The following is a 14,224-nucleotide window of genomic DNA, read 5'->3' on the forward strand; positions in this document are numbered from 1 at the left end:
CCGGTTGCGCGACGGCGGAGGCCGCCGTCGCGCGTGGTGCTTACGGCATCAGGACCGTGTCGATGACGTGGATGACGCCGTTGGACTGTTTCATGTCGGCCGCGGTGATCGTCGCCTTGTTGCCCTTGGCATCGGTCACGTACCACGTGCCGTCCATGCCGCTGACGGTGAGCGTGCCGCCCTGGACGGTGGTCAGGGTCGCGACGCCGCCGTTCTTCTCGGCGGCGGCGGCGAGATCGGCCGCCATCATGTTGCCGGCGACGACGTGGTAGGTCAGCACGGACGTCAGGGTGTCCTTGCTTTCGGGCTTGAGCAGCGTGTCCACGGTGCCGGCGGGCAGCGCGTCGAACGCGGCGTTGGTGGGTGCGAACACGGTGAACGGACCTGCGCCGGACAGCGTGTCGACCAGGCCCGCGGCCTTCACCGCCGCCACCAGCGTGGTGTGGTCGCTCGACGCGGATGCGTTCTCGACGATGTTCTTGCTTGCCGACAGGGCTGCGCCGCCGGCCGTGGGGGTTTTGCCGTCGGCCATGCCCGCGGCCATCAGCGGTGTGGCGGCAAACGCGAACGACGCGGCGGCGAGTGCGAGGACGAGACGATTGCGGATCGGATGCATGGTGTACCTCCAGTGGGTTGGCTCCGCGTTTGCGGAGACACTGGAGTTACGCGTCGGGGTTCGCGGCGGATGCGTCGCATCGCGTCGATCCGTCGCAATCGTTCATCCATTCGTCAGCGGCGACTGTGTCGCGACCTGCCGCGCGCGTTCGGCTGCGTCCGCCGTGTGCGTTTGTTGCGTAGAAACCGCGACGCGTTGCCTGCTGTTGCGCACGTTGGGCGCGGGCGCCATCGCCACGGCGTAGGCGCGTGGCGTGGTTCCCGTGATGCGGCGGAAGGTGCGGGTGAAGTGGCTCTGGTCGAAGAATCCGAGCAACGCGGCCGCATCGGCGATGCCCACGCGCTGGCGACGCAGCAGCGTGCAGGCGCGCTCCACGCGTGCGTGCAGCAGGTAGGCCATCGGGCTGAACCCGGTGCTCTGCCGGAACAGCCGCGCGAAGTGGAAGCGGCTGATCGCCACCGTGCGGGCCAGATCGTCGAGCGTGAAGGTGTCGCCCAGGTGCGCGTCGATGTAGGCCAGCGCGCGCTGCAGCGCGCGCGGCGGCAGGCCGCGCCCGTGCGGCGTCGCGGCCGATGCGGGCACGCCCGGAAGTGACGCCGGCGGCAACGCGTGGCCCGGCGCGGGCGCGCCGGGGCAGGCGATCGCATCGGTGACGTGCCCGCCGTCTGCCATGGTCGTGTCCTCGTGCCGGTGTGCGGTGCTGCGACGTCCAGGCCGGCTAGGCTCCGCGCCTGCGGAGGTCTGCGCCACCCCGGAACGCGGCGGTGCCGATGCACCCGGACGGGTGAGCGCAGTTTGCCGCCCGCCGCCACGCGGCGCGAACACGTTGCGTTGCCGCGCGTCCGTGCCAGACTTCGCGCCGTGACCGCAGACGCCGCCATCCGCATCCTCGTCGTCGACGACCATCCGCTGCTGCGCGAAGGCATCGCCGCCGTGCTGCAGGGGCAGGCGGACATGCAGCTCGTCGGCGAGGCGGCCAACGGCATCGATGCCATCGCGCAGTTCCGCGCGCTGCGTCCGGACGTCACGCTGATGGATCTGCAGATGCCCGGCATGGGCGGGATCGAAGCCATTGCCGCGCTGCGTCGCGAGTTTCCCGACGCGCGCATCGCCGTGCTCACCACCTACCGCGGCGACGCGCAGGCGTTGCGTGCGATCAAGGCCGGCGCAGCCGGTTACCTGCTCAAGAGCATGCTGCGGCGCGAGCTGGCGGATACCGTGCGCAGCCTGCACGCCGGGCGCCGCGTGATTCCGGCCGACATCGCGATGGCGATGGCCGAGCACGTGACCGACGAAACGCTGTCGTTGCGCGAGATCGACGTGCTGCGCCTCGCCGGTGGCGGCAATTCGAACCGCGAGATCGGGCAGGCGCTCGGCATTGCCGAAGACACGGTGAAGGCGCACATGAAGAACGTGCTGGCCAAGCTGCATGCGCGCGATCGCACGCACGCGGTGACGATCGCGCTGCGGCGCGGCATCCTCGACGCGTGATCCCTGGACATGTGATTGCGCGCACCGCGCGCGCGCTGGCGGCGGCCGCGACGTTGCTTGCCGCGGCGGCGGGCACTGCGGCCGCGGAGCCCGCGCGCACGGACGTGTCCGAGGCTTACCGCAGTCTCGCCATCCACCAGTACCACCACACCGCGTGGACGGTGCGGCAGGGCGCACCGGGACAGATCACCGCACTGGCGCAGGACACGGGCGGATTTCTCTGGCTCGCGACGCAGACCGGGCTGTTCCGTTTCGACGGCGTCACGTTCGAGCGCATTGCGCCGGACGGCGAGGACGCGTTTCCCACCGACAGCGTCGCGGCGCTGTTCGCGCCGCGCACCGGCGGCGTGTGGGTGGGCCTGCGTTACGGCGTGGTGAGTTTCGTCGGGCCCGATGCGGTGCGGCATTTCGACCGCGACGATGGCGTGCCGACCGGATCGGTCTACGGCTTCGCGCAGGACGGCGACGGCACGGTGTGGGCGGCGACGTTCCAGGGCCTGGCGCGCTTCGACGGCCAACGCTGGTACGCCCTCGACGCGAGCTGGGCGCTGCCGGGCCGGCAGGCGCGCAGCGTGTTCGTCGATCGCGACGACAGGTTGTGGGTGGCCACCGACGCGGCGCTCGCCTACCGGCCCGCCGGCGCGCGCGCCTTCGTGCGGCTGGACGTGGATGTCGGCCGCATCAGCCAGATCGCGCAGGCGCCGGACGGCGCGATCTGGATCGCCGAGGCCGACGGCGGCGTGCGCGCGGTGTGGCGCGACGGCAGCGTGGTGGTCGACCGCCCGCAGCTGTCTACGCCGTCCGCCGGACTGCTGTTCGACCGCCACGGCAGTCTCTGGGCAACGAGCCTGGGCGAAGGCATCCACCGCATCGCGCATCCGGAACGTGCGGGCGCACCCGCCGTGCAGCGCTTCCGCGAAAACGACGGGCTCACGTCCGACTACCTGTGGCCGGCGCTGGAAGACCGCGAGGGCAATCTGTGGTTCGGCACCAGTCGCGGACTCGACCGCTTCCGCCGCAGCAACGTGGTGCAGGCCACGGTGCCGGACGGTGCCTACGACTTCGCGATCGCCGCCGGCGATGGCGGCAGCCTGTGGGTGGGCACGAAGAACCGCCCGCTGATGCAGCTGCAGGATAATGCGGTGCACATGGGCAGCGCGCCGGTGGGCATCAGCGCCGCGCTGCGCACGGACGGCGGCACGCTGCTGTTCGGTGGGCCCGACGGTCTGTGGCAGCTGCGCGACGGCATCGTGCCGCTGGCGCCACTGCCGTCGCAGGTGCGCTATTCCGGCGTGCAGGCGATGGCCCGGGCCGTCGACGGCACGGTGTGGGTGTCGCTCAACCAGCCCGGCGTGTTCCAGTGGCGCGACGACGCATGGACCCATCTGCGCAACGTTCCGGCCTTTCCCACCGGCTCCTCGCCGCTGACCCTGCTCGCCGACCGCGACGGTGCGATGTGGCTCGGCTTCGCGCGCAACCGCTTGGTGCGGATGCGCGGCACGGACGCGACGCCGTTCGACGCGGAGGATGGGCTGGCCGTCGGCAACGTCAGCGCGCTCGCCCGAGGCGCGCAGGTGCTGTGGATCGGCGGCGAGCGCGGCCTCGCGTTCCACGACGGCACCCGGATCCATGCCGTGCCCACGGCCGACGACGATCCGCTGCGCGGCGTGTCCGGCATCGTGGAAACGGACGGCGAACTCTGGCTCAACGGCGCGCGCGGCGTGGTGCGCATCGTCGCGCGCGACGTTGCGCGCATGCTCGACGCGGCGCGCCGCGCGCAGCCGGTGCCGGCGCCGTCGCTGCGCGAGCGCTTCGATTTCCTCGACGGCTTGCCGGGCACGCCGGCGCAGTACCGGCCACTGCCGACGGCGGTCCAGGGCAGCGACGGGCGGCTGTGGTTCGCCACCACCAGCGGCGTGGTGTGGATCGACCCGCGCACGATCCTGCGCAACCCACTGCCGCCGCCGGTGGCCATCCGCGCCGTGTTCGCCGACGGCCACCGGCACGATCCGCGCGCGCTGCGGCTGCCGGCCGACACCGCGCGGCTGGAAATCGACTACACCGCGCTCAGCCTCTCCGTGCCGGAACGCGTGCGCTTCCGCTACCGGCTCGACGGCATCGACACCGCCTGGCAGGACGTCGGCGACCGCCGCCGCGCGTTCTACACCAACCCCGGCCCGGGCGAGTACGTGTTCCGCGTGCAGGCGGCCAATAACGACGGCGTCTGGAACGACACCGGCGCCACGCTGGCGCTGTCGGTGGCGCCGCATTTCTACCAGAGCACGTGGTTCGCGCTGCTATGCGCGCTGGCGGTGATCGTGCTGTTGCGGCTGTTCCATCGCCGCCGCATGGCGACGCTCGCCGCCGCCATGCGCGCGCGCATGCAGGAACGCCACGACGAACGCGAGCGCATCGCACGCGAACTGCACGACACGCTGCTGCAGGGCTTCCAGGGACTCATCCTGCGTTTCCAGGGCGTGGCCGACCGCCTGCCGGCGGACGATCCGCTGCGCGAAACGATGGAACGCGCGCTCGACCGTGCCGAAGGCGTGCTCGTGGAGGGCCGCGACCGCGTGCGCGAACTGCGCGCCGCCGACGGCGAAACCTCCGACCTGCGCGCGGCGCTGCTGCGCCTCGGACAGGACCTGGAAGCCGACAGCCCCACCCGCTTCCGCGTCGCCGTGGTCGGGCGCGCCGAACCGCTCACACCGCTGGTGCGCGAGGAGATCTACTGCATCGTGCGCGAAGCGATCTTCAACGCGTTCCAGCATGCCGACGCGCGGCTGGTGGAGGTCGAGATCAGCTATGCCCGCAGCGAGCTGCGCGTGAGCGTGCGCGACGACGGCCGCGGCATCGATGCCGACGTTCTCGGCGCCGGACGCAAGCCCGGCCACTGGGGCCTGCCCGGCATGCGCGAACGCGCGCAGCGCGTCGGCGCGAGCGTCGAGGTGCTGAGCAAACCGGGCGTCGGCACCGACGTGCTGCTGCGCATGCCGCGCGCGCTGGCGTTTGCCGATGCGGGATCGGGATCGTGGTGGCAGGCGTTGCGGCGTCGGCTGCGGCGAACGTGACCCCGAGATGCACCAGACGAAGAAGGGCAAGCAGTGGCACGTCGTGATGAAGGGCACACTGGCGTGGATGAGGGTTCGGGCCTGGTACATCACGCCGAATGCACGGCAGCGGGCGCGGCGCAGGTGCACGCGCTACTGCACGGCGGCAACGACACGGTGAACGGGCGCAGCGGCTACGCGGGCGTGGAGGAGCGCGCGCAGATGGAGGCGGTGAAGGCGCGCTTGCTGATCGCGGAGAAGCACTCGACAGTGAAGGCGATCAGGAACAAGCTTGATCGCAAACGTGCCGAGCGCCGGGGACACACGAAGGCGAGCCTGCGCGCGCTCTTGGAGCACCCGTTCCGGGTGGTGAAGCAGCAGTTTGGTTTCGGTATGGCCTTCCATGGCCGGCGATGCTCGGAATGGACGCGTCGAGCACGCGAACGACTCCAACCGAGGCCGTGCGTCCGGTGCGACGCACGAACATTGATTCGATGCTCAGCATCAGTTGTACGACCTGGTGCACCAGCAGCCGCGACGAAGACAGATCACGCACCCATGCAGCTCGCGCGGACAGATGAAGCCTGTTGCTGGAATACAGTTTGATCGCGGCATAGAGGCTTATCGACGTCTCCCGGGTGCTGGTGGTCTTCGCGTTTTAGGGAGCTCGAGGGTATCGCCAGGCATGGGAGCCGGCGACATGCGGGTTCGGTCCATCCCTCAGACGATCCGCCGGCAGCTGCAGGAATCAGAAGACGGCCCCGGATTTCGAAAAGCGTTGACCCCTTCGCCCCGCGCGCGCAAAGTCCGCGCAAGTTCATCCTGGAGCGGCAGCCATGGCGCATCCCGTCCGCACAGCCGCGCGCATCCTCTGTTGCACGCGCGCGGTGCAGGTGTCGCAAGCGCGACATGCCTCGCGCTGCTCCTTTCTGCCGCGGCCCCCGCGATCGCGGCTCCCATCGATGTCGGCAATTTCGTGTGGCGCGACCGCGACGGCGATGGGCTCCAGGATGCCAGCGAATCCGGCATGGCCGGCGTCACCGTGCAGCTATGGAACGGCGCCAAGACAGCGCTGCTCGACGTCGCGATCACCAATGCCAGCGGGGGCTACACGCTAATCGCGCCGGGCCCGGGCGAGCACCGCGTGCGCGTGCTGTTGCCGTCCGATCCGGGCGCCGGGTTCGCGCCGAAGGACCAGGGCGGCAGCGACCTGACCGACAGCGATATCAATCCCAGCGGCACCCACCTCGGCTTCACCGACATCTACACCTTCGCGTCGAACGTGACTTCGATCAACACGATCGACGCCGGCATCTTCATCCCCGAACCGATCACCGTCGGAAACTCCGTCTGGCAAGACCTCGACGCGGACGGCGCGCAGGATTTCGGCGAGCCGGGCCTCGCCAACGTGTCGGTGCAGTTGTGGAACAGCACCAAGACCAGCCTGCTCGACACTGCGATCACCAACAGCAACGGCAGATACACGCTCACGGCCCCGGGCCCGGGCAACTATTGCGTGCGGGTGCTGCAGCCACTGTTCGATACCGTGCGGTTTTCGCCAAAGGACGAGGGCGCCGACGACACCCGGGACAGCGACATCAATCCCACGGGCACGGACTTCGGCTTCACCGACATTTACGCGTTCGGCACTTCGGTGGTCTCGATCACCTCGATCGACGCGGGCCTGGTGCCGTTCCAGCCGATCGGCGACCGCGTGTGGGACGATGTTGACGGCGACGGCGTGCAGGACGGCGAACCGGGCATCGGCGGCGTGCAGGTGCAACTGTGGAACGCGGAGCGCAACGACCTGATCGATGCCACCTTCACCGATGCCGCCGGCAACTACACCCTGCTCGCGCCCGGACCGGACAGTTACCGTGTGCGCGTGCTGCTACCCGGACCGCGCTATTCCTTCAGCCCGCGCGATCAGGCCGGCGACGCGATCGACAGCGACATCCATGCGTCCGGCACGTATTTCGGCTTCACCGACCCGCTCGCCGTCGGCGTGCCGGGCGCGTTCGACACGACGGTCGACGCGGGCATCGCCGGCAACCGCGTGTTCGCGAACGGCTTCGAGTGAGCATTGCGCGCTTCGCGGGCACCTGGCTGTTCGAGCCAGCCGGCGACACGCATTCACGCGTGTCGTTCAAGTACCACGTCGTTGCCGATCCCGCTTGGCTTGCATGGCTGATCGAGCCGCTGCTTGTGCGCTCGTTCCGACGGCATGCGCGCCAGCGCGTGCAAGCCCTGAATCGCTAGGTGCTGCGAGGCGGAAACTGGGGTTAGCTTCGAAAACGGGTGAGGTCCACTTGCAAGCGACGGTAAGCGAACCTGATCCCGCTTCCGTCGCTACGGTAACGAGGATGCAGGTCTCCTAAAAAAAAGTAACACCCACCCAAAGAGCGACATGAGAAACTTCCGTATTGTTTCCGTATCCTTTTCCGTAGACGCGCAGCTCTCTCGGAAACAAACCCGGAGGCGAGCCGGTCAATGTGATTCGATAGCAGCTGCCGCGGCGCAAGTCACCAGGGCAGTCAATGGCCTCGACTGCGGTGATGTTGGCAGGATCAATGGTTTTTATGTATGACTGCGCATCAATACCGCTGCAGGCGCCCGTGCATTCAAACGAGTGCAATTTCCCCTTGAAAATTCCGACACCCTTGACGTAGTCTAGATAGTACAGGACTTGTCGTGCAGAGCCCCAGTCCGGAGCCGGAAAGAATTGGCTGACATCGGTCAACTCCGAGCACACACGCCGATTCCTCTCTTCAGATATCCTGGCAGGAAAATGGTAGATGGAGTCGACCGCACCGAATCGCGGCTGCGTCTTGATGGATTCAACACTGGTCCCGCGGCCCGGAGAAAAATCAAGTCGCAATGTAATCCAATCGGACTCGCAAAGGCCATATTGGCTGGGGGGCGCATAGGCACGGCTGAAAAATCTGATCTCATACGGGAAATTGGACCGATCGACACCGATTGCGAAAGCACCTACCTCACCCAGGAGTCGACCCGAAAGCTCCTCCAGCGGCAGCGTCTCAAGCTCGTTCTTTGACAAAGGCTGCGCTACGGCGGTCGGAACTATCGCCAGTAAAACCAGCAATCTCATTCGCATCATTTCGCACCTTTCTGGATTTTTCAGCCAAATGCCGCAGGGCGCGTTGACTTCGCAGGTTTGGCATGGAAAATTGGGGAATTGATCTTCAGGCAGTATCGAACTGGAGGCAGTCGGGTCGATGTCCTTCCGAAAACGGGGTCACGCCCACCTACCGGCGCTAGCGAGTGAATCTGACCCGTTTGCGCAACTAACTGCCAGAAAAGATCAAGGGATCGGTCCGTAGCTGATATAGGCGCGCCGGTTTCTTGCCCGACCTTCCTCGCTCGTATTGTCACCAACGGGCCGCGCCGCGCCAAATCCGTGGGGTTTTTCCAGTCTCGCCGCTGAAATCCCATTGCTGATCAACCAATCGTGCACTGCTCTCGCACGAACCTCGGATAAATCTATGCATGCGCGTCCTGAGCACTCAGCTGTATCGGTGAATCCGACGACCCGAACTGCAATGTTTTTGGGGAATTGTTCGAGCAGCTTTAGATCATAACGCAGGGCGGAGAGAGCAGTTTCAGCCGGCTCCGACAAGGCGGTAACCAATTGCTGGCCGCCAGATGGCTCGGCACTCTTGAATGTCACGCCAACGAAATCGCCTGGCTCCGAGCTATATCCACCCGCATCGAAATTCTCTGCATGATCGAGCGATGGTCTTTCGCCAATAGTCGGATGATTGGCGCAGGATGCGCACAGGGTTATTCCAAGCACAAGTGGGATTACTAAGATTGCAGGCAGGTTTTTCATTTGCAACTCCACTCGTTTGAATGCGAACACGAGTTCATGACCGAGAATTGGGCGCGTGCATCGACTCTTCCCTGATCTATGCCATCGCCCGGATGCCACGGCGCCCATATGTTGTTGCTGTTCTGCAAAAAATTCATTGCCTTTTGATAGTAGCCTTCGGCGCGGTATGCGGAATGTTCGCGATTCAAGCGCTCTTCTTTGGATGTGGGAAATCCATCTTTGACGATTTGTGCGCCATGGTCGGCCTCGTGAAGAAGCCTCATCGCAAGCCCGTTCTGTACGCCTGCTTGACCTGGGTTTCTCTGGGCGATGCCCTCAACATCGAACCTTATTTCTCCACGACCAGATTCATCGGTAAGATTCTGCGCAAGTTCTCCGCCGAGATTAGCGAAGGTGACCTTTATCTGCTGATCACCTTTTGCCCCGTAGAAGTCAACTGCCCGTCTAAGCTGGGTCTGTTGCGATGAAGAAAGTTGGTCGCTCGCCGATGCCTGCGATGCGAGCCTAAGGGATGCTTCGAATGTCGCACAATGCACTCCCGTGCAAGCCCAGCGTCCATCTGGATCAAGGAATTTGTAGGGGTTGTTGTTGGCATACCAATAGCGATTGAAGCTTTCCGGCGTCGGCGCGACCGGGTCGGGGCTGAGGAAGCGCAGCGCGAGCGGGTCGAAGTAGCGTTGCTGCATGTAGACCAGTTGCGATGCTGCGTCCGCGGTGTGGCCGGTGAAGCCCGGGCCATCGCGCCAGAGGCCGTCGTAGGGGGCGCCGTACGAGGTGAGGCGGGTGCGCAGGAGCATCTGACCGACGGCGTTGCTTTCGACGCTGGGAGTGCCGCGGGCGTCGCCGTGCAGGTAGGTGGTGGTGGCGGTGTTGCCGTTGAGCGGGCGGGTGCGTTTGGCGACGAGGGTGGTGCCGAGCGCGATGTAGTCGGTGCGCTGCTGGTCGCGCGTGTCTTCGGTGTAGAGCAGGCGGCCGCTGCGGTCGCGGATTTCGTGCCGCACGGTGCCGGTGTCGCGCCGGGTGCGCAGGCGGTGGCCGTGGGCGTCGTAGGCGTAGCGCTCGAGGCCGTCGATGCGGGCGAGGCGATTGGCGCTGTCGAAAACGAGGGTCTGCACGGTGGCGGGAAGGAGGTCACCGCCGGTTTCGAAGCCGTCGCGGAAGAGGCCGTGCGGGTCCGGTTCGCCGGGGCGGCTGCGGGTGGCGAGGGCGCCGCGCGCGTTCCAGGTGTAGGCGTGCACGGTGTCGCCGGCCTGGGTGATGCGTTGCAGGCGGTTGTTCGTATCGATGTCGTAGCGCAGGTCGAGTGGGCCGACGACGGCGCGGCGGATGTTGTCGAGCGGGTCGTACTCGAACGATTCGAGGCCGAACTTGTTCGGCACCACGGCGGTGCGCAGCCGGTCGAGATCGTCGTAGGTGAGGTCGCTCGATTCGAGGCCGTCGCCGACGCCGTCGGTGCGGGCGACGAGGTTGCCGTTGGGGTCGTAGTCGAAGCCGTGGTCGAGCAGGGCGACGCCGTTGCGGGTGTCGCGCAGGCGGTCGGGCAGCTGGCGGGCGTTGAGCAGGTGTTCGCGCACGACGCCGTTGCCGTAGGTCCAGGTGGCGAGTGCACCGCCGGGGTGGTAGCCGGCGCCGGTGGCGTAGGTGCCGACGCGGGTGGGTTCGCCGAGGGCGTTCGGTGCGTAGGCGAGCGCAAGGCCGCTTGGCCAGGTGAGGCTTGCGCGGGCGCCGTTGGCGTCGTGGCCGTGGGCGATGACGCTGTTTTTGCCGTCGAAGGCGAGCGTTTCGGTGAGCGGCAGTCCGCGTTTGGTGTAGGCGTAGGTCCAGAGGCTGGCCGGGGCGTTGGCGGTGGCGGCCGTGCCGGCGGTCTGCAGCAGACCGTTGGCGAAGTAGCTGAAGGCGAGATCGGCGGCGTCCGACGGGTGGTCGACGGCGAGAAGCCGGCCGCGTGTGTCGTGGCTGTACGCGCTGCGCTGCGCCACGGGCACGCTGCCGCGCTGGCAGTCGGTATGGCTGGGCAGGTTCTGGCCGGTGGCCTGCCAGGCGATGTTTCCGGCTGCATCGTAGTCGAGCACCGTGGCACCCGACTCGGGTTCGATGCGTTTGCACAGGCGCTGCTGGGCGTCGTAGACGTAGCGGCGCGTGAGGGTGAGCGCGTTGCCGTTCCACTGGCCCGAGCGGGTCATGGTGCGTGGTTTGCCGAAGACGTCGCGCGCGATGCCGGTGACGGCATCGGGCACCTGCAGGCCGGCGAGTGCGGCGGTGTCGGGGCTATCGAGGGCGTGGAAGGTTTCGGTGCGCTGGATGCCGCGCGGGTTGGTGGTGCGACGCTTGAAGCCGGCGAGGTAGTCGATGGTGGTCGTCAGCGGACCGAGCTCACTCGTGGCCGTGTGCGTGCGCGGTCGGCCGAGGCCATCGTAGGTGGTGGCGACGCCGGCAGGTGTCGACAACACCGATGCGATGCTGCGCTGCGGGTACGAGACAAACGTCTCGCGCTGATTGCCGTCGTAGCGGCGCAGCACCATGCGGCGGGTGCCGGCCTCGTCGGCGTTGTCGAAGCTGCGCTGGAGCACCGGGCGCCAGAGGGCGTCGTAGTACGTGATTGCGCGTGCGTTGCCGGTGCGTTCGGTGAGGCGCCAGTGACCGGCGGGCAGTCCGTATTCGGCCACGTTCACTGCCTCGAACGTGCGCTCGGTGGCATTCCAGGCCACGCTGTCGCCGCTCGGCCAGGTGGTCTTGATCAGGCGGCCGAGCGCGTCGTGGAGATAACCCGTGGTGTGGCCCAGTTCGTCCGTGCTGCCGGTGACCTGGCCGACGTTGTCGACTGCAACCTTGCTCGACGTGCCGTCCGGATGCACCACCGTCTGCGGGATGCCACGTTTGTAGTTGGACAGCGTGGTGACGTTGCCGGCGCCATCCGCGATGGTCCGCACGAGGCCACTGGGGTAGTACGAAAGCGTGTGCTGCAGCGCGCCGAAGCGCGACGAGGTGAGGACGTTGCCGGTGGCGGCATCGAAGGTCTGCGCCAGCATCGGCGCGGCGGTGTTCGCCTCCTTGAGACCGGCGATCTGGCCTAGCACCCAGCGTGCGAAGTTGTCGTGGTACGTGATGGTTTCGGTGCGGGTCGTAGAGGCGCCGAGGGTGCTGCTGCGCGTGACGGTGCGCGGCCGGCCGAAGCCGTCGAGGCTGTCCGCCTTCCAGGTGAAGGTGACGCCGTCCTGCACGATGTCGCGTTGCCGAAGCGGACGCAGGTGTTCGAGCTGGGCGCGATTGGCATAGGTTTGCGGCACCGTGCCGATGCGCGCCGGGAACGGGCCGGCGTTCGGCGATGCGAGCTGCGGTCGGATCGTACGCGCAGCGGAGACGAATGTGTTGCCGTTGAACGTGGCGCCGAACTCGGTGCGCAGCACCTCGCCCAGCGTCGCGGAGCACCACGCATGTCCGACGAGCTGCCGTGTCTTGGATCCGTCCGGTGCCGTGATGCGAAACGTGGATGCGCTCGGCACGTCTGGCGCGCAGCTGGCGTTGTAGTCGTCGCAGTAGCCGTAGGTCCACGTGGAATCAACGCCAGGGCCGGTGTAGCGGCGCGAGAGCGTGGCGATCGACTGGTATTCCTCGATACCGTCGTGCTCGTGGAAGCATTGCGGGGTGAGGTGCTGCTGCTCCAGCCAGCGATAGCGCAGCACGCCCGCAACGGTGAACGTGCCGACCAGGCCCGACGGCGCGGTGGCGGTGCCGACGTTGCTTCCCCACGCGCCCGGGTTGGAATCGCAGTACGGCTCCTGCTGCGGATCCGGCGACCAGAACGCGCAGTATTTGGTGAGCGCGTTGAAATCGAACGACCACGCAGTGGCATCGGGCAGAGTGACTTTGCGGAGCGTGCGGCCGAGAGCGGGCGTGGTGTAAGCGTAGGTCCACGTGCGCGCCTTGGCGTCGCCGGGCTGTTCGGTGACGCCCGTGACGAAGGAAATGCCGTTGACCGACTGCCATGACAGGCTCACCGCGCGTCCGTCGCTGGCCTGGATGCCGGTCAGTCGCGCGCCGTCGTACGTGAACGTCAGCGCATTGCCGTGGCGGTCCTCGATGCGGCTCGGCAGCAGCATCGCTTCGTAGCGGTACAGCGCCGACCCACTCATGAACGGCGGCGCGAACCAGTCCCAGCCACCGGTGACCAGTCGATCGAACCAGTATTTCCCGCCATCGGGCGAGACTGCGAGGAAGCCTTCGCCGCCGGCACCGTTGCTGGTGGCCGGCAGGCACGACAGCATCCAGTGGGCGTTGGTCACCAGCGGGAATGCGAGGGCATTACCGTCGAGGATCATCGAGGGCTGCAGCATGTTCTCCGGAGCGCGTCGCAGCACCTCCTGCGCGCCCTGTCCGGGCAGGACCAGCTGCACGCCTTGCCACCACTCGGATGCGGCGAAATTGCTGCCCTCGATCGCGACATCGCGCGCAAGTCCGAACGCCGAACAGCGTTTGGCTGGGCTGCCGCCGCTCACCGACCACGGCGCCTGCAGCGCCGGATGCGGCGTGAGCGTGCTCAAACGTGGCAGTTCCAGCGTCCAGTCGCCGAAGCCGCGTTCGCGCTGCCACCAGGGCGACCGACTGGCGCCGACATCCAGGCTGCGCACGATCGCGATGTCAGGTCCGCTGCCGCGCAGCAGCACGTCGGTCTGGACGAAGCGCAGGTTACCGGTGAGCGGGTCGATCGATTCACCGAAGGCATCGTCGCCCAGTGGGGCGATCGCGCGGCTGGCGTTGAGGCGATTGACCGCCGCGTCGACCGCGGTCAGCGCGCCGTCTGCGACCACGTCCGGCAGGCCGTTGGGCACCGGCTGCGGCGCGGTCAGGTCGGTGATGTCGACGATGGCCGAGGGCGATACGTCTGCCGTGACCGGCGTCACTGCGACGAGTGCGGCGAGCAAGACGCAGGCGCCCAGCAGCCGATCGGGGCGACGTGCGTAAGCGCACGGCTGTGCTTCCTTGCAAGACATGGGTGGTCGGTCCTTCCATCACGAGGACCCCGGCGGCAATGGCCCGCATCCATGCGGGACGGGCACGATAGGCGCGGATTCAATCGCGATTCAATGCGTGCAATGCCGCCGGGCTGGATTCTCCGACTGGCGGTTGTCGTCGCAAGGCAGCGTGCGCCGTGTGCATGCGACTTCGCGTATGTGCACGTTCGTCCGTCGCGCGGCGCATCTCAACACGTGGTTCGTC

8 protein-coding genes and 1 pseudogene are annotated in these 14,224 nt (G+C 67.2%); 4 read left to right on the top strand and 5 right to left on the bottom strand.

What is annotated here, in order from left to right:
- Positions 1 to 40: 40 nt before the first annotated feature.
- Together HNQ52_RS14045 and HNQ52_RS14050 are read right to left on the bottom strand one after the other, a co-directional pair.
- Positions 41 to 616: a fasciclin domain-containing protein gene (locus HNQ52_RS14045; RefSeq protein ID WP_221282096.1), complete on the bottom strand. Its 576-nt coding sequence runs from the start codon at positions 614 to 616 to the stop codon at positions 41 to 43.
- A 102-nt stretch (positions 617 to 718) separates the two neighbouring features.
- Positions 719 to 1,288: an AraC family transcriptional regulator gene (locus HNQ52_RS14050; protein WP_183961799.1), complete on the bottom strand. Its 570-nt coding sequence runs from the start codon at positions 1,286 to 1,288 to the stop codon at positions 719 to 721.
- A gap of 213 nt (positions 1,289 to 1,501) precedes the next feature.
- On the opposite strand from HNQ52_RS14050, the gene HNQ52_RS14055 reads away from it, so the two are divergent.
- The 4 genes and pseudogenes from HNQ52_RS14055 (at position 1,502) to HNQ52_RS14070 (ending at position 7,237) form a co-directional block, all read left to right on the top strand.
- Positions 1,502 to 2,107: a response regulator transcription factor gene (locus tag HNQ52_RS14055; RefSeq protein WP_343059375.1), complete on the top strand. Its 606-nt coding sequence runs from the start codon at positions 1,502 to 1,504 to the stop codon at positions 2,105 to 2,107.
- 1,754 nt (positions 2,108 to 3,861) lie between these two features.
- Positions 3,862 to 5,178, top strand: a complete 1,317-nt coding sequence (locus HNQ52_RS17255) for an ATP-binding protein (protein ID WP_246387864.1) — start codon at positions 3,862 to 3,864, stop codon at positions 5,176 to 5,178.
- A pseudogene (locus tag HNQ52_RS17260) lies at positions 5,168 to 5,547 on the top strand (transposase); the annotation flags it as partial. The gene HNQ52_RS17255 and the pseudogene HNQ52_RS17260, both read left to right, overlap by 11 nt.
- Before the next feature lie 310 nt (positions 5,548 to 5,857).
- Positions 5,858 to 7,237: an SdrD B-like domain-containing protein gene (locus HNQ52_RS14070; protein WP_246387865.1), complete on the top strand. Its 1,380-nt coding sequence runs from the start codon at positions 5,858 to 5,860 to the stop codon at positions 7,235 to 7,237.
- Between the two features lie 294 nt (positions 7,238 to 7,531).
- Here the strand turns inward: HNQ52_RS14070 and HNQ52_RS14075 are convergent, their stop codons facing one another.
- The 3 genes from HNQ52_RS14075 to HNQ52_RS14085 form a co-directional block, all read right to left on the bottom strand.
- A complete protein-coding gene (locus tag HNQ52_RS14075; RefSeq protein ID WP_183961804.1) occupies positions 7,532 to 8,266 on the bottom strand; it encodes a hypothetical protein in 735 nt (244 codons plus the stop codon).
- Between the two features lie 213 nt (positions 8,267 to 8,479).
- Complete coding sequence (locus HNQ52_RS14080) at positions 8,480 to 9,007, bottom strand: OmpA family protein (protein WP_183961805.1); 528 nt, start codon at positions 9,005 to 9,007, stop codon at positions 8,480 to 8,482.
- Entirely contained in the window at positions 9,004 to 13,341 is a 4,338-nt protein-coding gene (locus HNQ52_RS14085) for an RHS repeat domain-containing protein (RefSeq protein WP_425486504.1), read from the bottom strand. Before HNQ52_RS14085 ends, HNQ52_RS14080 begins: the two co-directional genes overlap by 4 nt.
- Between the last annotated feature and the right edge of the window lie 883 nt (positions 13,342 to 14,224).

The sequence above is a fragment of the Chiayiivirga flava genome, assembly GCF_014202825.1.
GTDB lineage: Bacteria > Pseudomonadota > Gammaproteobacteria > Xanthomonadales > Xanthomonadaceae > Chiayiivirga > Chiayiivirga flava.